The sequence below is a fragment of the Nocardioides sp. genome (assembly GCF_964228225.1).
GTDB lineage: Bacteria > Actinomycetota > Actinomycetes > Propionibacteriales > Nocardioidaceae > Nocardioides.
In genome coordinates this window covers 97,581-116,723 of record NZ_CAXQZB010000078.1, presented here as the reverse complement: position 1 = coordinate 116,723, position 19,143 = coordinate 97,581, and the positions used below count along the sequence as shown (strand labels likewise).

Annotated in this window: 19 protein-coding genes; 9 read left to right on the top strand and 10 right to left on the bottom strand. The window is 74.5% G+C overall.

Translation table 11 applies throughout. The features are described from left to right. Positions 1 to 71 precede the first annotated feature (71 nt). Positions 72 to 1,301 carry an ATP-binding protein gene (locus ACERUJ_RS18280; RefSeq protein WP_370250335.1) on the bottom strand — a complete coding sequence of 410 codons (1,230 nt, stop codon included), beginning with the start codon at positions 1,299 to 1,301 and terminating at the stop codon, positions 72 to 74. Positions 1,302 to 1,384: 83 nt separating this feature from the next. On the opposite strand from ACERUJ_RS18280, the gene ACERUJ_RS18275 reads away from it, so the two are divergent. From ACERUJ_RS18275 to ACERUJ_RS18260, 4 genes are all read left to right on the top strand, one after another. Next, positions 1,385 to 2,251, top strand: coding sequence for an Fpg/Nei family DNA glycosylase (locus ACERUJ_RS18275; protein ID WP_370250334.1), 867 nt, complete (start codon positions 1,385 to 1,387; stop codon positions 2,249 to 2,251). A 41-nt stretch (positions 2,252 to 2,292) separates the two neighbouring features. Further along, entirely contained in the window at positions 2,293 to 2,748 is a 456-nt protein-coding gene (locus tag ACERUJ_RS18270; protein ID WP_370250333.1) for a hypothetical protein, read from the top strand. 64 nt (positions 2,749 to 2,812) lie between these two features. Then, positions 2,813 to 3,481: a DUF305 domain-containing protein gene (locus tag ACERUJ_RS18265; protein ID WP_370250332.1), complete on the top strand. Its 669-nt coding sequence runs from the start codon at positions 2,813 to 2,815 to the stop codon at positions 3,479 to 3,481. Positions 3,482 to 3,565: 84 nt separating this feature from the next. Further along, the gene (locus ACERUJ_RS18260) at positions 3,566 to 3,898 is read left to right on the top strand and encodes a rhodanese-like domain-containing protein (RefSeq protein ID WP_370250331.1); all 333 of its coding nucleotides are present in this window, start codon (positions 3,566 to 3,568) and stop codon (positions 3,896 to 3,898) included. A 39-nt stretch (positions 3,899 to 3,937) separates the two neighbouring features. Here the strand turns inward: ACERUJ_RS18260 and ACERUJ_RS18255 are convergent, their stop codons facing one another. Further along, positions 3,938 to 4,357 carry a hypothetical protein gene (locus ACERUJ_RS18255; protein WP_370250329.1) on the bottom strand — a complete coding sequence of 140 codons (420 nt, stop codon included), beginning with the start codon at positions 4,355 to 4,357 and terminating at the stop codon, positions 3,938 to 3,940. Between the two features lie 83 nt (positions 4,358 to 4,440). Continuing rightward, positions 4,441 to 5,154: a leucyl/phenylalanyl-tRNA--protein transferase gene (aat, locus tag ACERUJ_RS18250; RefSeq protein WP_370250327.1), complete on the bottom strand. Its 714-nt coding sequence runs from the start codon at positions 5,152 to 5,154 to the stop codon at positions 4,441 to 4,443. 49 nt (positions 5,155 to 5,203) lie between these two features. Between aat and ACERUJ_RS18245 the strand changes: the two genes are divergently transcribed. After that, positions 5,204 to 5,893 (top strand): EcsC family protein, encoded by a 690-nt coding sequence (locus ACERUJ_RS18245; RefSeq protein WP_370250325.1) that lies wholly within the window; start codon positions 5,204 to 5,206, stop codon positions 5,891 to 5,893. Positions 5,894 to 5,936: 43 nt separating this feature from the next. On the opposite strand, the gene ACERUJ_RS18240 is transcribed toward ACERUJ_RS18245, so the two are convergent. The 5 genes from ACERUJ_RS18240 to ACERUJ_RS18220 form a co-directional block, all read right to left on the bottom strand. Next, positions 5,937 to 7,016 carry a hypothetical protein gene (locus ACERUJ_RS18240; protein ID WP_370250323.1) on the bottom strand — a complete coding sequence of 360 codons (1,080 nt, stop codon included), beginning with the start codon at positions 7,014 to 7,016 and terminating at the stop codon, positions 5,937 to 5,939. Beyond that, positions 7,013 to 7,996: a hydroxymethylglutaryl-CoA lyase gene (locus tag ACERUJ_RS18235; protein WP_370250321.1), complete on the bottom strand. Its 984-nt coding sequence runs from the start codon at positions 7,994 to 7,996 to the stop codon at positions 7,013 to 7,015. The genes ACERUJ_RS18240 and ACERUJ_RS18235 overlap by 4 nt, the downstream gene beginning before the upstream one ends. Further along, on the bottom strand, positions 7,993 to 9,846 hold the full coding sequence (locus ACERUJ_RS18230) for a biotin carboxylase N-terminal domain-containing protein (protein WP_370250320.1): 1,854 nt from the start codon (positions 9,844 to 9,846) through the stop codon (positions 7,993 to 7,995). Before ACERUJ_RS18230 ends, ACERUJ_RS18235 begins: the two co-directional genes overlap by 4 nt. Positions 9,847 to 9,854: 8 nt before the next feature. Beyond that, positions 9,855 to 11,393, bottom strand: a complete 1,539-nt coding sequence (locus tag ACERUJ_RS18225) for an acyl-CoA carboxylase subunit beta (RefSeq protein ID WP_370250319.1) — start codon at positions 11,391 to 11,393, stop codon at positions 9,855 to 9,857. A 71-nt stretch (positions 11,394 to 11,464) separates the two neighbouring features. Then, entirely contained in the window at positions 11,465 to 12,871 is a 1,407-nt protein-coding gene (locus tag ACERUJ_RS18220; RefSeq protein WP_370250318.1) for an LLM class flavin-dependent oxidoreductase, read from the bottom strand. A gap of 68 nt (positions 12,872 to 12,939) precedes the next feature. On the opposite strand from ACERUJ_RS18220, the gene ACERUJ_RS18215 reads away from it, so the two are divergent. Further along, entirely contained in the window at positions 12,940 to 14,226 is a 1,287-nt protein-coding gene (locus ACERUJ_RS18215; protein ID WP_370250317.1) for an O-acetylhomoserine aminocarboxypropyltransferase/cysteine synthase family protein, read from the top strand. Between the two features lie 25 nt (positions 14,227 to 14,251). Continuing rightward, positions 14,252 to 15,394: a homoserine O-acetyltransferase gene (locus ACERUJ_RS18210; RefSeq protein WP_370250314.1), complete on the top strand. Its 1,143-nt coding sequence runs from the start codon at positions 14,252 to 14,254 to the stop codon at positions 15,392 to 15,394. Between the two features lie 41 nt (positions 15,395 to 15,435). Here ACERUJ_RS18210 and ACERUJ_RS18205 read toward each other — a convergent pair whose 3' ends face one another. After that, the gene (locus ACERUJ_RS18205) at positions 15,436 to 16,065 is read right to left on the bottom strand and encodes a TetR/AcrR family transcriptional regulator (protein WP_370250313.1); all 630 of its coding nucleotides are present in this window, start codon (positions 16,063 to 16,065) and stop codon (positions 15,436 to 15,438) included. A gap of 114 nt (positions 16,066 to 16,179) precedes the next feature. Between ACERUJ_RS18205 and ACERUJ_RS18200 the strand changes: the two genes are divergently transcribed. Both ACERUJ_RS18200 and ACERUJ_RS18195 read left to right on the top strand, forming a co-directional pair. Further along, on the top strand, positions 16,180 to 17,748 hold the full coding sequence (locus ACERUJ_RS18200) for an MFS transporter (RefSeq protein ID WP_370250312.1): 1,569 nt from the start codon (positions 16,180 to 16,182) through the stop codon (positions 17,746 to 17,748). A gap of 9 nt (positions 17,749 to 17,757) precedes the next feature. After that, positions 17,758 to 18,363 (top strand): TetR/AcrR family transcriptional regulator, encoded by a 606-nt coding sequence (locus ACERUJ_RS18195; protein WP_370250311.1) that lies wholly within the window; start codon positions 17,758 to 17,760, stop codon positions 18,361 to 18,363. A gap of 29 nt (positions 18,364 to 18,392) precedes the next feature. Here ACERUJ_RS18195 and ACERUJ_RS18190 read toward each other — a convergent pair whose 3' ends face one another. After that, on the bottom strand, positions 18,393 to 19,139 hold the full coding sequence (locus ACERUJ_RS18190) for a hypothetical protein (RefSeq protein WP_370250310.1): 747 nt from the start codon (positions 19,137 to 19,139) through the stop codon (positions 18,393 to 18,395). Positions 19,140 to 19,143: the final 4 nt, after the last annotated feature.

Below are 19,143 nucleotides of genomic sequence, written 5' to 3'. Positions count from 1 at the left end.
GCACGATGCCACGCCGCGCGCGGCGTCGTCACGCCCGCGGATCGGGGCTCGCAGCCCCGATCGGTCCGGGCTCAGGCGTGGTCGCGCAGGTAGCGGCCGAAGTGGGGCACGGTGAAGGCGACGCGCCCCCGCTCGGTGGCGTAGACCAGCCCCTTCTTGAGCAGGGCGTCGCGGGCCGGGGAGAGCGCCTGCGGGGTGCGGCCCAGGGCGGCGGCGACGTCGGCGGTGGCCACCGCGGCCACGGGGTCCGGGGCGCCCGACCCAGCACCCGACACTCCACCCGACAGGGCCGCGGCCTGCACGTCGGCCATCGCGCGCAGGTAGTCGCGCTCGCCCGGGGTGGCGCGCTCGAAGCGGCTGCCGAAGAACCCCACGGCCAGCTCGGCCTCGGCCTCGGGCGCGGCCACGGCGACGTCCTCGGCCGTGATCGGGGTGCCGGGCGCGAGGTCCCACACCGCCTTGCCGTAGGCCTGGATGAAGTAGGGGTAGCCGCCGGTCACGGCGTAGAGGTCGCTCAGCGCCTGCGCGGTGTACTCGGCGCGCTCCTCGGCGGCGGGCGCCGTGAGCGCGCGGTCGGCCTCCTCGCGGGAGAGCCGGTCGATGCGGTGGTAGGAGAACAGCCGCTCGGAGTAGGACTTGCTGGCCGAGAGCACCGCCGGGAGGTGCGGCAGGCCGGCGCCGACCACGATCACCGGCAGGCCCGACTGGCTGATCTCGTGGCAGGCCGCGCACAGCGCGGAGACGTCGTCGGGAGCGAGGTCCTGCATCTCGTCGATGAACACCGCCAGCCCGCGCCCCGCCTCGGCCGCGAGCCCTCCGAGGTCGGTGAGCAGCTCGACCAGGTCGATCTCGATGTCGCCGGAGTCGGCGCGGCCCCGCACCGCCGGCGCGGTGATGCCCGGGCTCCACCGCTCGCGCAGCTTGGCCTCGGTCCCGGCGGCGCGCTCGGCGAAGGAGCGCAGCACGCCCAGGCCGTGCTCCACCTGGTCGGCGCGGCCGTGGCCGAGCTCGCGCACCGCCTGGTGCAGCGCCGAGGACAGCGGACGACGCAGCGGCAGGTCGGGGCGCGCCTCGAGCTTGCCGGTGCCCCAGCCCGCCCGCACCGCCTGGCCGCGCAGGGCGTTGAGCAGCACCGTCTTGCCGACCCCGCGCAGGCCGGTGAGCACCAGCGAGCGCTCCGGACGACCCCGCGCCACCCGTTCCAGCACGACGTCGAAGGCGCGCAGCTGGTCGTCGCGCCCGGCCAGCTCGGGCGGGCGCTGGCCGGCGCCGGGGGCGTAGGGGTTGCGCACGGGATCCACGATCGGACCGTATCGGCCTCTCTAGGCGATTCCCTAGATTCTGCGCCCGACGCGCCCGGGCCGGTCGCACTAGGCTGCTCGACATGCCCGAGCTGCCCGAGGTGGAGGCGCTGGCCCAGGATCTGCGGGGCCGGCTCGACGGCCGCGCGATCGTCGCGGTGCACCTCGCCGCGTTCAGCGCGCTCAAGACCTTCGACCCGCCCGTCAGCGCCCTGCAGGGCACGCTGGTCGACGACGTCACCCGCCACGGCAAGTTCCTCGACGTCCATGCCTCGGGGCTGCACCTGGTGTTCCACCTCGCCCGTGCCGGCTGGGTGCGCTGGAAGGACGCCGTGCCCGCGCTGCCCCCGCGCCCCAGCCAGAAGTCGCCGCTGGCGGTGCGGATCGTGCTCGACGACGACACCGGCCTCGACGTCACCGAGGCCGGCACCAAGAAGAGCCTGGCGATGTACCTCGTGCGCGACCCCCAGGACGTGCCGGGCATCGCGAGCCTGGGCCCCGACCCGCTCGGCGAGGACTTCACCCCCGCCGTGCTGGATGCGATCCTCGACCGCGAGGGCCGCAAGCAGATCAAGGGCGTGCTGCGCCACCAGGGCACCATCGCGGGCATCGGCAACGCCTACTCCGACGAGATCCTCCACGCCGCCCGGATGTCGCCCTACGCCCCCGCCTCCGGCCTGTCGCCCGACGCCCGCGCGGTGCTCTACGACGCCATCCGCACCACCCTCGGCGACGCCGTCGACCGCTCCCGCGGTCTGGCGGCCAGCGAGCTGAAGGGCGAGAAGAAGTCGAACCTCGCCGTGCACGGCCGCACGGGGCAACCGTGCCCGGTGTGCGGCGACGTCGTGCGCGAGGTCTCCTTCGCCGACTCCAGCCTGCAGTACTGCCCCACCTGCCAGACCGGCGGCAAGCCCCTCGCCGACCGCCGGATGAGCCGCCTGCTCAAGTAGCCCTTCCGGGTGCCGGGACCCCCGGATACCCTGGTCGGACCATGTCCGCGACGTCGAGCGGGCCCGCCGCCGGGCCGCACCAGCGCCGGTGGCGCGCCGGTGTGCTGCTGCTCGTCGCGGCCCTCGCGATCGGCCTGGCCGCCCACCTGTGGCGCACCTGCTGCCCGGAGGACGCCGCCGCCCCGACCGGGGCCACGACGTCGATGACGTCGATGACGGCGGCCGGTCATCACGCCGCGGCGTCCGCCGAGGAGGGAACGACGACGCGATCGGCAGCGTCCGCCGGGTCCGGTGAGGCGCACGGTCACGGCGGGCTCGCGCTGCTGTGCGGCGCACTGCTCGCGGTGGCGGCCCTCGGGGTCGCCGTCCTGCTGCTGCGCGCCCGCGCCGAGCGGTGGTGGCTGCGGCTGCCCCGCGCCGGTGCGGTGCTGCGCCGTCCCCCCGGGGCCTGCCTGCGTCGGCCCCCGCCCGGGATCCCCCTGGTGATGCGCTGCTGAGGAGGGCCCGCGACGCCGCCGCGCGTCACCGCCCCCTCATCCGCACCACACCACGGAGACCCACATGACCCGCACGACCCCGTTCCGCCTGCCCGCACGCCGTCTCGGCACCGCGCTCGTCCTCACCGCCGCCCTCGCCCTCGGCGCCACCGGCTGCGGCGACGCCGAGCCCGCCGGCTCGTCGGCGACCTCCACCACCGAGCACTCGGCGCAGGACGTCGCGTTCGCGACGCAGATGATCCCCCACCACGCCCAGGCCCTGTCGCTGGTGGACCTCACCCTCGACCGCGACCTCACGCCGGCGGTGGCGACCCTGGCCGAGCAGATCCGCACGGCCCAGGCCCCCGAGATCGAGCAGATGGTCGACTGGCTGCAGGCCTGGGGCGAGCCGATCCCGGCGACGATGCGCGACCACGTGAACGCCGGCGACCACGCAGGCCACTCGATGGACGGCATGTCGGGGATGGACGGCATGGAGGGCATGGAGGGCATGGACTCCTCGATGCCCGGCATGCTCAGCGGCGAGGAGCTCGACGCCCTGGCGGCCGCGGGCACCGACTTCGAGCAGCGCTGGCTGGAGGCGATGATCGCCCACCACCGGGGCGCGATCGAGATGGCGCAGACCGAGGTCGAGGACGGCACCTACGCCCCTGCGGTCGACCTGGCGCGGCAGATCATCGAGGGCCAGCAGGCCGAGATCGCCACCATGGAGGACCTGCTCGCCCAGGAGTGAGCGCAGGAGTGAGCGCAGGGCGAGCGCACGGGACACGTGCCCGGGTACCCGGGAAGGGTGGGGTGGCGTGGGAGGCTGGAGAGCGTGAGCATCTCCAGCATCACCGTGTCCGACGTCCCCGACGACCTCCCCGACGGCACCGTCCTGCTCGACGTGCGTGAGGTCGTGGAGTGGCAGGCGGGTCACGCGCCGAACGCCGTGCACCTGCCCCTCTCGACCCTGCCCGTGCGCATCGGCGACGTGCCCGCGGGGCGGCTGCTGGTGATCTGCAAGGCCGGCGGCCGCTCCGCCCAGGCGGTGCAGTACCTCACCCAGCACGGCCACGACGCCGTCAACGTCGACGGCGGCATGCTCGACTGGGAGGCCGCCGGACGGCCGATGGTGAGCGAGGACGGCCAGGACCCGCAGGTCATCTGAGGGCTGCCACCGCGTCGGCGGCGACGCCGCCGGCCGACCTCAGCTGAAGCAGGTGCCGGCGCCGTAGTCGCGTACGGCGGCGAGGTCGCCGCCGTCGGAGACGGCCAGCCCGAGCGCGGCGGTGACGTCGCCGAGCGGGGCGGCGGCGCCGTCGCGGGCCTGCTCCTCGGTGAGCACCGAGAGCGCGGCGACATAGCGCACGAACCCCTCGCGGGCGCTGCGCGGGATGTCGCCGGGCGTGCCGATGCGCGCCAGCTCGCGCGCGGCGGCGCGGACCTCCTCGACCCGGCCGCCGTCGACGTCGTCGGGCTGCAGCCCGACCATCACCCGCCACTGCGCGCAGAACGGGCCCGGGGCGGCGTCGGTGGGGGCAGCGGTGGCGTCGACCGGGGTGGCCGAGGTGGTGGTGCAGCCGGCCACCAGCAGGGCCGCGGCCGCCACGGCGGGCAGACCAGGCAAACCGGGCAACCCAGGCAACACGCGTCGTCGCCGCTCGCCCGTCCGCCTCACCCGCACGGCGACCAGTGAATCAGGTGCAGGCCCTACGGCGCGCCCGGGGCCAGCCCCGTGGGCAGCGCGACCGCGAGCACGTCGGGCAGGCGGGCCAGGTACTCCTCCCGCGGCCATTCCACGACGCCGAGGCTCGCCAGGTGGGGGCTGTTCCACTGCACGTCGATGAGCCGGCCCTCGGCGGCCCCCGCCGCGCCGCCGAGCACGTCGACGAGCCCGACCAGGGCGACCTTGGAGGCGTCGCGGGCGCGGTGGAACATCGACTCCCCCGCGAACAGCCCGCCGAGTGCCAGGCCGTACAGACCGCCCTCGAGCCGGCCGTCGCGCCAGGCCTCCACCGAGTGCGCCCAGCCGAGCTCGTGCAGACGCAGGTAGGCCCGACGGATGCGGTCGTCGATCCAGCCGTGCGGCCGCGTCGGGTCGGCACAGGCGTCGATCACGGCGTCGAAGGCGGTGTCGACCCGCACCTCGAAGTCGCGGCACGCGCGGCGCAGCGACCGCGAGACCCGCAGGCCGTCCAACGGCAGCACCCCCCGACGCTCCGGGCTCCACCAGCCGATCGGCGAGTGCCGGGCCCCGGGGTCGCCCACGGGCATCGGGAAGAGGCCGCGGCGATAGGCCTCCAGCACGCTCGCGGGCTCCAGATCGGCTCCGAGCGCGACCAGGTCGTCCTCCACCCCGGCCAGCGCGTCGGCGTCGGGGAACACCCACGCCGTCGGGGGCGGATCGACCGGCGGCCAGCGCATGGGGTGAACCTAGAGGACCCGATTCCCGGCCCTTTCGTAGGGTGGAGGCATGGGTGTGGCTCGCAACGTCGGCAAGCAGGCAGCGCGTCAGTTGGCGCCCCGGATCACCGAGGTGGCCCCCGGGCTCACCACTGGCTTCGTCCGGCAGGCGCTCACCCGCGCCATCGACGGTGTGGGCCCGCTGCCCGGCGCGGCCGCGGCGGCGGACAAGCAGCTGGCCGAACAGCAGGGCGACGTCGACCGCGCGGTGCGCGAGGTCGTGGAGAACCACGTCAGCTACGCCGGCATGCAGGGCCTGCTCACCAACCTCGGCGGCCTGGTCACGATGACCGTCACCGTGCCCGCCAACATCACCGGCCTCACCCTGCTGCAGTGCCGGATGGTGGCCGGCATCGCCCACCTGCGCGGTTACGACCTCGCCGACCCGCGCGTGCGCAACGCCATCCTGGTCACGATCCTGGGTGAGGACCGCATCAACGAGGCGCTGAAGAAGAAGCAGATCCCCGCCCCGCCGATGGCGCTGGCCACGGCCCCCGCCCACCTGCCGGCGCTGGACGCCACGATCGCCACGGCCGTGGCGGGCGAGCTGATCGGTCGGGTCGCCGGACGCCGGGTCGCCACCACCGTGGGCCGCCGCGTGCCGCTCCTGGGCGGCGTCGTGGGCCTGAGCGCCGACGCCTGGGCCACCTGGCGCATCGGGCGCTACGCCAAGCGGGAGTGGCTGCCCCGCCCCCGCTGAACCACACTGAGCCGCCGGGGCACGGCGGCTCAGTCCTGGCGGCTCAGTCCTGGCGCCGCTCGCGCCAGCGCTCGCGCACCTTCCTCGTGACGCCGTCGTCGGGATCGGGGCGGCGCGCGGCCTCCGAGGTCATCAGGGCCAGGGCGTCCAGGGCGACGGCCAGCTGGGCCTTGGCGCCGATGCGGTCCGGGTCGACGTAGTCCTGCCGGGGCACCGGCGGGGCCGGGTGCAGCTCGGCGAGGTCGCCGACGACGTCGACCCCGCTGCCCTCGAGCCACTCGATCCAGCGCTCGGCCTGGGCGACGGCCCAGGGGTGCATGCGGGGCGGCATCCGCAGCCGGGTGCCGTCGCGGTTGACGAGGTAGCCCTCGGCCAGCAGGTCGCGCACGAGCGCGTCGTGCTCGGAGTGGCGGCTGGTGCGGGCCAGCCGCTGGTTGAGCTTGCGCAGCACCGCGGTCTCGGCCACGCCGAGGGAGCGGTTGAGGCGCTCGCTCTCCTTCGGCGCCCACGCCGGGTCGATGCCGACGACGGCGGCGAACCGCTCCCACAGCGCGTCGCTGCGACCGTGGGGCACGGTGATGACGTGCACGTGCGCCGGCGGGAGCCCCTCGCCCCAGGCGGCGAGCACCGCGGGGAGGTCGAACGCGCGGGCGAACCACGGGGTGCCGCGCTGCAGCCGGCGGCGGTAGCGCTTGTAGGTCCACGACCGGCCCTGCTTGATGCTCTCCTGCCAGGCGGCGGGCAGCTGCCGGCCCTGGTCGCGGGCGGTGTAGACGATGTGCAGCTCGGCGCCGGCGAGGTCCTGCTTGGCGCGCGCGATCTGGTGGGGCTCGGCGGGCGCGAGGATCTCGTGACTGATCACGACCGTGCCGTCCAGGCGCCGTACCCGCTTCATCAGCGCGTCCCAGGCACCGTCGGCGTGGCCGGGCGGGCCGCCCCAGTCCTGGTCGAGCAGGTCGAGCGCGGCACGGAAGTGACTCAGGCCGGGGCTGGTGACGGCGTTGCGGGCGGGGACGTGCACCCCGTGGGCGGACAACGCCTTCGCGTTGAGCGCGAGCCGGTCCTGGAGGTAGGTGGTGCCGGTCTTGGGGGCGCCGATGTGGAGGAAGACCCGGCGACTCACCCTTGGATCGTAGTGGTGGTCGCCTGCGGGGCCAGGGCGCGGGCGGCCGCCGAGGGACTGGGGCGGCCGAGGTGGTCGGCGAGCCAGGCGCTGGTGGCGGCCACCGCGGCGAGGTCGACGCCGTGCTCGACCCCGAGCCCGTCGAGGAACCACAGCAGGTCCTCGGTGGCGAGGTTGCCGGTGGCGCTGCGCGCGTAGGGGCAGCCGCCGAGGCCGCCCGCGGAGGCGTCGAAGGTCCGCACGCCGGCCCGCAGCCCGGCCTGCACGTTGGACAGCGCCTGGCCGTAGGTGTCGTGGAAGTGCAGCGCGAGCCGGTCGACGCCCACGCCGGCGTCGTCGAAGGCGGCCACGAGCGCCTCGACGTGCCCGGCGGTGCCGACGCCGATCGTGTCGCCGAGGCTCAGCTGCTCCGCGCCCTGCTCGAGCAGCCGGACGCCGGCGGCGACGACGCGCTCGAGGGCGACCGGGCCCTCCCAGGGGTCGCCGAAGCACATCGAGAGGTACCCGCGCACCCGCACGCCCGCGGCCAGCGCCCGCTCGACCACGGGGGCGAACATCGCGAACTGCTCGTCATAGCCGCAGTTGAGGTTGCGCCGGGCGAAGGTCTCGGTGGCCGAGCCGAACACCGCGACGTGGCGCTGCCCCAGCTCCAGCGCGCGGTCGAGCCCGCGCTCGTTGGGCACCAGCACCGGCAGGTCGCGGGCGCGGTCACCGAGGGAGTCGGCGAGGGAGGTCATCAGGTCGGCGGCGTCGGCCAGCTGCGGCACCCAGCGCGGGTGCACGAAGCTGGTGGCCTCCACGACCGGGAGGCCGGCGTCGAGCAGGCGGGTGATCAGCTCGGCCTTCACCGCCAGCGGCACGACACCCGACTCGTTCTGCAGCCCGTCGCGGGCGCCCACCTCGTAGACGGTGACGCGCGTCGTCGGGGCCGGCAGGCCGGGCAGGGGCACGCGCATCGGCAGGCCGGTCGGGCCGGTCACGCCGGCTCCACCGTGAACAGCGGGGCGCCCAGCGCCACCTGACGGCCCGCGACCGCCTCGACCCCGGTGACGGTGCCGTCGAAGGGTGCGGTGATCGCCAGCTCCATCTTCATCGCCTCCACCACGCCCAGCACGTCGCCGGCGGCGACGCTCGCTCCCACCCCCACCCGGACGTCGAGCACGGTGCCGGGCATCGGCGAGGTGAGCGTGCCGTCGCCCGCGCTCGTGCCCGTCCACGCGGTCTCGCGGGGCGCGAACACGTGGCGCTGACCGGCCACGACGACCTCGGTGGTGCGGGCGCCGCGCCGCACGAAGCCGACGCGGGGCGCGGTCGCCCAGGGGTCGTTCTCCAGCCGCAGCAGTCCGTCGTCGAGATCGCGGCCGTACCAGTGCCCGGTGGTCGCCGGCAGCTCGCGGCCGTGCTCCACCAGGGATGCCGGGCCGCCGGCGGAGCGGAAGCCGTCGGCGGTCCAGGGGCCGGCGCCGTCGGCGCGCGGCAGCGTCGCGCCCGCCAGCATCCGCGCGGCGGCGTCGTCGGGGACGGGGAGGGTGTGGTGGTCCAGCCACGCGGTGTCGAGGGCGCCGGCGGTGAACTCCGGGGTGTCGGCGAGCACGCGGAGGTAACCGACGTTGGTGGTCAGCCCCAGGATCGCGGTCTCGTCGAGGGCGTCCACGAGCGCGCGGCGGGCCTGCTCGCGGTCCTCGCCGTACGTGATCACCTTGCCGAGCATCGGGTCGTAGGCGGTGCTCACGACCTGCCCGCCCTCCAGGGCGTGGTCGACCCGCGCCCGCTCGGGCCACACCACGTGGGTGGCGGTGCCGGCCTGCGGCAAGAAGCCCGCGAAGGCGTCCTCGGCGTAGACGCGGGCCTCCATCGCATGACCCCGCACGACGACGTCGTCCTGGCCGAAGGCGAGCGGCTCGCCGGCCGCCACCCGCAGCTGCTGCTCCACCAGGTCCAGCGGCTGCCCGGCGATCGTGGTGACCATCTCGGTGACGGGGTGCTCGACCTGCAGCCGGGTGTTCATCTCCAGGAAGTAGGCCTCCCCGGTGTCGACGTCGAGCAGGAACTCCACGGTGCCGGCGTTGGTGTAGCCCACCTGCCGGGCCAGGGCGACGCTCGACTCGTGGATCAGCCTGCGCACGCTCGCGTCGAGGTCGGGGGCCGGCGCCTCCTCGATCACCTTCTGGTGACGGCGCTGGCTGGAACAGTCGCGCTCGCCCAGGTGCACCACCGTGCCGTGGGCGTCGGCGAGCACCTGCACCTCCAGGTGCCGGCCTCGCTCGACGTACTTCTCCACCAGCAGGGTGCCGTCGCCGAAGGAGCGCTCGGCCTCCCGACGGGCGGCGATCACCGCCTCGTCGTACTCCGCGGCCGACCGCACGATCCGCATGCCCTTGCCGCCACCGCCGGCCGCGGCCTTGACCAGCACCGGGAACGACGTCGGCACGCCGTCGCCGTCGCCGCGGGGCACGACCGGCACGCCGGCGGCCACGGCGATCTCGCGGGCGGCGTCCTTGCGGCCCATCGCCTCGATCACCTGCGCCGACGGCCCCACGAAGGTGAGCCCCGCCGCCGCCACGGCCGCGGCGAAGGGGGCGCGCTCGGAGAGGAAGCCGTAGCCGGGGTGCACCGCGTCGGCCCCGGCCGCCACGGCGGCGGCCACCACGGCGTCGACGTCGAGGTAGTTCCCCACGTGCACGGCCTCATCGGCCTCCCGCACGTGCGGCGCGCGGGAGTCGAGGTCGGTGAAGACCGCGACGGTGCGGATGCCCATCGCGGCGGCGGTGCGCATCACGCGGATCGCGATCTCGCCGCGGTTGGCCACGAGGACGGTCTGGATCGTCATGGGCGCACTCACATCCGAAAGATGCTGTAGGACGGCTCGGGGACGGGGGCGTGGGCGACGGTGGCGAGCGCCATGCCGAGCACGCGGCGGGTGTCGACGGGGTCGATGATGCCGTCGTCCCAGAGCCGGGCGGTGGCGTAGTAGGCCGAGCCCTGCTCCTCGTACTGCGCGCGGATCGGGGCCTTGAACTCCTCGTCGCTCTCGCGGCCGGCGACGGTGGCCAGCACCGTGGCGGCCTGCTCCCCGCCCATCACCGAGATCCGGGCGTTGGGCCACATCCACAGGAAGCGGGGGTCGTAGGCGCGCCCGCACATGCCGTAGTTGCCCGCGCCGAACGAGCCGCCGATCACCACGGTGAGCTTGGGGACGACGCTGCACGCCACGGCGGTCACCAGCTTGGCGCCGTCGCGGGCGATGCCGCCGTTCTCGTACTCCCGGCCGACCATGAAGCCGGAGATGTTCTGCAGGAACAGCAGCGGGATACCGCGCTGGTTGCACAGCTCCACGAAGTGCGCGCCCTTGCGGGCCGACTCGCTGAACAGGATGCCGTTGTTGGCCACGATGCCCACCGGGTGGCCCCAGATCCGGGCGAAGCCGCACACCAGGGTCTCGCCGTAGAGCTGCTTGAACTCGCTGAACTGCGAGCCGTCGACGACGCGACGGATCACCTCGCGCACGTCGTAGGGGGTGCGGGTGTCGGCCGGCACGACGTCGAGCAGGTCGGCGGGGTCGAGCAGCGGCTCCTCCGGCGGGCGCACCTCCCAGGGGGCTTCGGGGTCGGGCGGGAGGGTGTCGACGATGCCGCGCAGGATGGCCAGGGCGTGGTCGTCGTCCTCGGCGAGGTGGTCGACGACGCCGGAGGTGCGGGCGTGCACCTCGCCGCCGCCGAGCTCCTCGGCGGTGACGACCTCGCCGGTCGCGGCCTTCACCAGCGGCGGTCCGCCCAGGAAGATCGTGCCCTGGCCTGCCACGATCACGGTCTCGTCGCTCATCGCGGGCACGTAGGCGCCGCCGGCGGTGCAGGAACCCATGACGCTGGCCAGCTGGGGGATGCCGCGGGCGCTCATGTTGGCCTGGTTGAAGAAGATCCGGCCGAAGTGCTCGCGGTCGGGGAACACCTCGTCCTGGCGCGGCAGGAACGCCCCGCCGGAGTCGACGAGGTACAGGCACGGCAACCGGTTCTCCGCGGCGACGGTCTGCGCCCGCAGGTGCTTCTTGACCGTCATCGGGTAGTAGGTGCCGCCCTTCACCGTGGCGTCGTTGGCCGCCATCATCACCAACCGCCCCTGCACCCGCCCGATGCCGGCGACCAGGCCCGCGCTGGGCACCGCCCACGGGTCGTCGTCGTGGTACATCCCGTAGGCCGCGAGCGGTGCGAGCTCGAGGAACGGGCTGCCGGGGTCGAGCAGGTGGTCGATGCGGTCGCGGGCCAGCAGCTTGCCGCGCGCGGTGTGCTTCTGGCGCGCGGCCTCGCTGCCGCCCTGCCGCACGCGGGCCAGGCGCTCGTGCAGCTCGGCGGTGAGGCTGCGCAGATCCGGGGTGCTCACCGGCCCAGGTTAGCGATCATTAACCGCCGGGTCGAGGGGGTCGCCGGGGGACGTTGCAGACGGCGGCCGGACTACACCGGCAGGCGGCGGAAGCGCGCGCCGTGGTGCTCGGGAGGCAGCCGGTGGCCGCGGCCGAAGAGCTGGTCGCGCAGGGTGGTCGGGGCGCCGTCGGGACGGGTGGGGTAGGCGCGGGGGTACTGACCCCGCTCCTGCAGCACCGGCACGACGTGCTGAACGACGTCGGCGAAGGTGCCGGGGGTGACGGCGTAGGCGAGGTTGAAGCCGTCGACGCCGGTCTCGCGCACCCAGTCGGTGAGCTCGTCGGCGACCTCCTCGCCCGAGCCGACGATGCGCGGGCCGAGGCCGCCGATCGCGGCCCAGCGGGCGATGTCGCCCACGGTCCACTCCTCGCCGTGGGGGTCGGCCTGGTTGAACGCCGCGACGGCCGACTGGATGGCGTTGGAGTGGATGTTGCCCACCGGCTCGTCGAGGCGGTAGCGGGAGAGGTCGACGCCCATCCAGCCCGAGCACAGCACCAGCGCGCCTTCGAGGTCGGCGTAGGAGAGCAGGTCCTCGTGCTTGGCCCGGGCGGCCTGCGGTGTCGCGTCGGTGATCACCGTCATCAGCGCGTAGATGCGCGCGGAGTCGGGCGCCCGTCCGGCCTCCACCAGGGCGGCGCGGATGCGCGAGACCGTCTCGGCCAGCAGCGCCTTCGTGGGCGGGGCCACGAAGATCGCCTCGGCGTGCTGCGCCGCGAACGCGACCCCGCGCGGGGACGAGCCGGCCTGGAAGATCACCGGCGACCGCTGCGGCGAGGGCTCGCACAGGTGGATGCCGGGCACGTCGAACCAGCGGCCGTGGTGCTCGATCGGGTGCACCTTGGCGGGGTCGGTGAAGACGCCGCTCTCCGCGTCGGCCCGCACGGCGTCGTCGTCCCAGGAGCCCTCCCAGAGCTTGTAGAGCACCTCGAGGTACTCCTCGGCGTGGTCGTAGCGCTCGTCGTGCTCGCGCTGGTCGTCGTGGCCCATGTTGCGCGCCGCGGACGGCAGGTAGCCGGTGACGACGTTCCAGCCGACGCGGCCCCGGGTGAGGTGGTCCAGCGTCGAGAGCCGCCGCGCGAAGGGGTAGGGGTGCTCGTAGGCGGTGCCGGCGGTGACGCCGAAGCCGAGGTGCTCGGTCACGTGGGCCATCGCCGAGACCAGCATCAGCGGGTCGTTGACCGGCACCTGGGTGCCGGCGCGCAGGGTGGCGGCGTCGTCACCGCCGTAGACGTCGTAGGTGCCGAGCACGTCGGCGATGAACAGGCCGTCGAACACTCCGCCCTCGAGCAGCCGGGCGAGGTCGGTCCAGTAGTCGAGGTCGCGGTAGTGGCGCGACCGGTCGGCCGGATGGCGCCACAGCCCCGGGGACTGGTGGCCCACGCAGTTCATGTCGAAGGCGTTGAAGCGGATCCGCGGCGCCTGCTCATTGGCGCTCATGTCAATCTACTTTATTCTCAAAAGAGCGGCTGAGCCCAGCCCGACCCCCGACGCACCGGAGTGACCCCATGACCTACCGTCCCGAGACCCTCGCCGTGCACGCCGGCCAGGAGCAGGCCGACCCCGCCACCAACGCCCGCGCGGTGCCGATCTACCAGACCACCAGCTACGTCTTCAACGACACCGAGCACGCCGCCAACCTGTTCGCGCTCGCCGAGCCCGGCAACATCTACACCCGGATCATGAACCCGACCCAGTCGGTGTTCGAGGAGCGCATCGCCCAGCTCGAGGGCGGCGTCGGGGCGCTCGCCACCGCCTCCGGGTCGGCCGCGATCACCTACGCCGTGCTCAACCTGACCTACGCCGGCGACAACATCGTGGCGCTCTCCACCCTCTACGGCGGCACCTACGCGCTCTTCGCCCACACGCTGCCGCAGTTCGGCATCGAGGTGCGCTTCGTCGACCCCGACGACCCGGCCGGCCTGGCCGCCCACGTCGACGAGCGCACCAAGCTGGTCTTCGCCGAGACGGTCGGCAACCCCAGGCTCAACGTCGTCGACCTGCGCGCGTGGTCCGACGCCGCCCACGCCCACGGCCTGCCGCTGATCGTGGACAACACCACGCCCACGCCCTACCTCGTGCGGCCCTTCGACCACGGCGCCGACGTGTCGGTGCACTCGGCCACCAAGTACATCGGCGGCCACGGCACCAGCATCGGCGGCGTGATCGTGGACGCCGGCACCTTCGACTGGGCCGCCCACGCCGCCCGCTTCCCCGGCCTCACCCAGCCCGACGCCGCCTACCACGGCGTCGTCTGGACCGACGCCGTCGGCGAGCTGGCCTACATCATCCGCGCCCGCACCGTGCTGCTGCGCAACACCGGCGCCTCCATCGCCCCGCTCAACTCCTGGCTGTTCCTGCAGGGCCTGGAGACCCTGCACCTGCGCATGGAGCGGCACAGCAGCAACGCCCTGGCGATCGCGCGGTTCCTGCAGCAGCACGAGGCCGTGAGCTGGGTGAGCTACCCCGGCCTGGAGGGCGACGCCGCCAAGCCGGTGGCCGACCGGGTGTTCACCGGGCGCGGCTACGGCGGGCTGGTGAGCTTCGGCGTGCGGTCCGGGCGCGACGTCGGGAAGCGGTTCGTCGAGGCGCTGCAGCTGTTCAGCCACCTCGCCAACATCGGCGACGCGAAGTCGCTGGCCATCCACAACGCCACCACCACCCACAGCCAGCTCACCCCGGCCGAGCTCGAGGCGGCCGGCGTGCCGGAGGACCTGGTGCGGCTCTCGGTGGGCATCGAGAACGTCGAGGACCTCATCGCCGACCTCGACCAGGCCCTCACCGCGGCCAAGTAGACCGCGGGTTGCAGAGGGCTCGGGCATGACCGATCACCACCCCCCGCCCGGCCTGGGCGAGGTGCACACGCGGCGGGCGGTCGTGGCCACCGCGGCCGACCCGCTGCGGCTGCACAGCGGCGTCGAGCTGCGCCACGTCGAGGTCGCCTACGAGACCTACGGCGCCGCGCCGACCGCCGACAACGTGGTGGTGGTCTGCCACGCCCTCACCGGCGACGCCCACGCCGCCGGACACCACGGCGATCCCGCGCGCCGGGGCTGGTGGGACACCCTCATCGGCCCCGGCCGCGCCGTGGACACCGACCGCTACCACGTGGTGTGCGCGAACCTGCTCGGCGGCTGCCGGGGCACCACCGGCCCCGGCTCGCCCGATCCCGACACCGGGCTGCCGTACGGGCCCGACTTCCCGCTGCTCGACGTCGTCGACCTCGTGGCGGTGCACCGCAGGCTGCTGCAGCACCTCGGGGTCGCGCGGGTGCACGCCGTCGTCGGCGGGTCGCTGGGCGGGATGCAGGCGCTGCAGTGGGTGCTCGACCACCCCGGCGAGGTGGATCGGGCGCTGCTGATCGCGGCCAGCTCGCGACTCTCCACCGAGAACCTCGCCTTCTCCTCGGTGGCCCGGCAGGCGATCCTCGGCGACCCCGACTTCCACGGCGGCCGCTATGCCGAGAAGGACGTCGTGCCCGCCGCCGGGCTGCGGGCGGCGCGGATGCTGGCCCACCTCACCTACGTCTCGGCGGAGTCGCTGGAGACCAGGTTCGGGCGCGACCGCGACACGGTGGGGGCGCAGCGGCGTCTCGAGCCCGACTTCGCGGTGGAGCACTACCTGGCCCACCAGGGCGAGCGGTTCCTCACCCGCTTCGACGCCAACACCTACCTGGTGCTGAGCCGGGTCATGGACTACCTCGACCCCTTCCCCGACCACCTGCCCGTCGTGCCGCGCGAGGACGCCGACCTGCCCGCCGTCGGGCTGATCTCCTTCGACTCCGACTGGCGCTTCCCGCCCGCCCACTCCGCGCGCATCGCCGAGCAGCTCGCCGCCCGCGGCTACGACGTCGCCCACCGCACGATCGCCTCGCCCTGGGGCCACGACTCCTTCCTCCTCGAACCCCCCGGCTACCACCCCGCCGTCGCCCGCTTCCTCGACGACGGCCTCCTCGGCCCCTGACCTCCCGTGGTCACCGGGGGGCCGTTGCAACTAGCGAAACCTCAGGCAGCGGGGTGGCCCCGGTCGAGGGTGTCGAGGAGGACGTCGAGGCAGGCGGTGCGGGTGTCGGGGTCGAGGCCGCGCAGGGGGCCCTCGAGCAGCAGCATCGAGAACCCGTGCACGGCCGACCAGCAGGCGATCTCCGCGCCGGGCCGACGCGCGGGGTCGAGGGCACCGACCTCGACCATCTCGTCGAGGGCGAGGTTGAGGCGACCGAAGGGGTCGTCGGCGTCGGGGGTGGCGTCGGGGGCCTCGGGATAGGCCGTGAAGAGCACCCGGAACAGCCCCGGCTCGGCCAGGGCGTAGTCGACGTAGCCCAGGCCGGTGGCGCGCAGCCGGGCGCGCGCGCGCTCCTGCGGGGAGGGCGGGACGTCGTCGGGCGCGGTGCGATCGACGTCGTCCTGCCGGCGGGCCATGGCGTCGGTGAGGCCCTGCATCGCGACCTGGGCGACGACGTCGACCAGCGCCTCGCGGTCGGCGAAGTGGCGGTAGGCGGCGTTGTGGGACACCCCGACCCGGCGGGCCAGCTCGCGGATCGCGAGGCCGTCCGGGCCGTGCTCGCGCGCGGCCTCGACGGCGGCCTGCGCGCGGGCCTCGCGCAGGTTGCCGTGGTGGTAGCGGGTGGCGGTCACCCGCCCACCCTACCGTTCACCGCCGGGATGTTGACACCGTCCACACTCACGGTCATCCTTCATGTTGACGGCGTCCACATGGGGCGTCGTGGCACCCCGCACCAGGAGCCCCCGATGTCCTCACCCACCCGTACCGCCGGCGGCCCGGCCCTCCGCAAGCCGCTGATCCTGGCCACCGTCTGCCTGGCCGCCCTCACCATCAACCTCGACACCACGATCGTGAACGTCGCGCTGCCGAGCCTGGCCCGCGAGCTCGACGCCGACACCCGCGAGCTGCTGTGGATCGTCGACGGCTACAACCTCGCCTTCGCCGCACTCGTGCTCGCCATGGGCAGCCTGTCGGACAAGTTCGGCCGCCGACCCGCCCTGATCCTTGGCCTCGCCGGCTTCGCCCTGGCCAGCGGCGTCGCCGCCCTGGTCGACTCCAGCGGCGCCCTCATCTCGCTGCGGTTCGTCATGGGCGTGTGCGCGGCGATCATCTTCCCCACCACCTTGTCGATCATCGCCAACACCTTCACCGAGCGCCGCGAGCGCGCGGCCGCCCTCGGCCTGTGGGGGGCGGCCACCGGCCTCGGCGTGGCGCTCGGCCCGGTCACCGGCGGCGCGCTGCTGGAGCACTTCTCCTGGCACAGCGTGTTCTGGGCCCTGGTGCCGGTCGGCCTGATCGCGATCGTGATGACGGTGCTGTTCGTGCCGGAGTCCCGCGACCCCGACGTGCCGGCCCTCGACGTGCCCGGCCTCGGCGTCTCCGTGGCGATGCTCGGCCTGCTGACCTTCACCATCATCGAGGCGCCCGAGCGCGGCTGGACCTCCTCGCCCACCCTGGTCGGGTTCGGCGTCGCGGCCGCCCTGCTCGTGCTGTTCATCCTCGTCGAGCGCCGCGCCGCGCACCCGATGCTCGACGTCACCCTGTTCCTCGACCGCCGCTTCAGCGCCGCCTGCGGAGCCGTCACGATCGCGTTCTTCTCGCTGTTCGGGTTCATCTTCCTGATCACGCAGTTCTTCCAGTTCGTGCGCGACTACTCCCCGCTCGGCACCGGCGCCCGCATCATCCCGGTGGCGACCTCGATCGCGATCGCCTCGGTGGTGGGCGGGCTCATCGCCCCGCGCCTGGGCACCCGCACCGTCGTGGCGGGCGGCCTCACGCTGCTCGGCAGCTCGTTCCTGTGGATCAGCACCACCGGCGTCGACGTGTCCTACCCGACCACGATCGTGCCCCAGATGATCCTCATGGGCCTGGGCCTGGGCCTGGTCAGCACCTGCGCCACCGAGTCGATCATGCAGGTGCTGCCCCCGGCCCGCGCCGGCGTCGGCTCGGCGGTCAACGACGCCACCCGCGAGCTCGGCGGCACCCTCGGCGTCGCGATCGTGGGCTCGCTGTTCGCCTCGCTGTACGCCGACCGGATCGCCGACCAGCTCGGCGGCACCCTCGACCCCGCGCAGCTCGCCGCCGTCGAGGAGTCGGTGGGCGCGGCCGAGGTCGTGGCCGCCGAGGTGCCCGGTGTCTCAGCCGTCGTCGACGCCGCCTTCCTCGACGGCCTCTCGGCCGGCTGCCTGCTGATCGGGATCCTCTGCCTGGTGGGCGCGGCGGCGGCCGCCCTGGCCCTGCCGGGGCGCGGCTACCGCGGCCCGGGGGCGGAGGTGGAGGAGACGCCGGCCGCCGAGCCGGTGAACGCTGGCTAACCTTCCTCCATGCCAGCACCTCCGAGCGGTGGCCAGGACACCCCCGCGCCCGCCTCCCGGCGCGAGCAGATCCTGGCCACCGCAGCGGAGCTCTTCGCCGCCCGCGGCTTCCACGGCGTCTCGGTGTCCGACATCGGCGCCGCGTGCGGCGTCTCCGGGCCGGCGCTCTACAAGCACTTCGCCGGCAAGGACGCCGTGCTCGCCGAGATGCTGGTCTCGATCTCCGAGCAGCTGCTCGGCGTGGGCGAGCAGCGGGTCGACGACGCCGACGGCGCCGAGGCCGCCCTCGCGGCGCTGATCGCCTGGCACGTCGACTTCGCGCTGCGTCACCGCGCGCTGATCGTGGTGCAGGACCGCGACTGGTCCTCCCTGCCGCCCGAGGCCCGCGAGCGGGTGCGGGCGCTGCAGCGCTCCTACGTCGACCTCTGGGCCCGGGTGCTGCAGGAGCGCGACGCCGGGCTCGGCGTCGTCGTCGGCCTCGACACCGCCCGGGCCCGTGCGCACGCCGCCTTCGGCCTCATCAACTCGACCCCCCACAGCGGCCTGCTGCCCACCGATCGGATGCGGGTGCTGCTCGCCGAGATGGCCCACCGGGCCCTCGCCCCCACCCCCTGACGCCTCCGACCGTCCTCACTGGTACGACGTCACCCCCCGGGAGCCTCCTCGCGGTGCTCCTCCGCAGCGAGCTGGGCGAGCAGGTCGCGGGCGGCGTGGAGGGCGGCCTCGGCGAGGTCGAGGTCGGTCTCGAGGTCGGCGGCGGCCTCGGGCTCGCCCTCCTCCCACCCGACGCCGGGCAGCACGGGCACGTCGGGGGCCCGGCGGGCGGTGAGGGCGGCGACCCGGTCGAGCAGCTCCTCGCGATCGACGCCGCGGAGCAGCAGGAGCAGCAGCGGCTCGTGCTCCACCAGCCACGTGACCTGGCACAGCACCGCGAGGGCGTGGGGGCAGGGGTCGAGCCAGCCGACGCAGGTGCAGCGGCACTCCAGCTCGGTGCCGTAGGGCACCAGCTCGGCGCCCAGCTCCTCCGCGGCCTCCACGAGGTCGTGGGGCAGTTCGCCGCCCAGCAGCGCCGCGACCCGACCCGACGCCGCGGCCGCGGCCTCGGCGAACGCCGCCCGGGCCTCGTCGTCGAAGGCCGGCACGCGCACCTCGACGGTGACCAGGCCGCGCGAGGCGCCGGTGACGATGCCGCGCCGGTCCGGCACCGCCGCCACGACCTGCCCCGGGCCGACGACGATCCCGCCGATCACCCCGCTGCGGGCCAGCCGGCGGGCGAGGGTGAGGTCGGTGTCGCTGAACGCCGCCTCCTCCACGCCCCGCAGCCACGCCTTGGCCCACCAGGTGCGCCCCCAGGCGCCACGGCGCGCCTCGATCGGGGGGAACGCGCGCACCGGC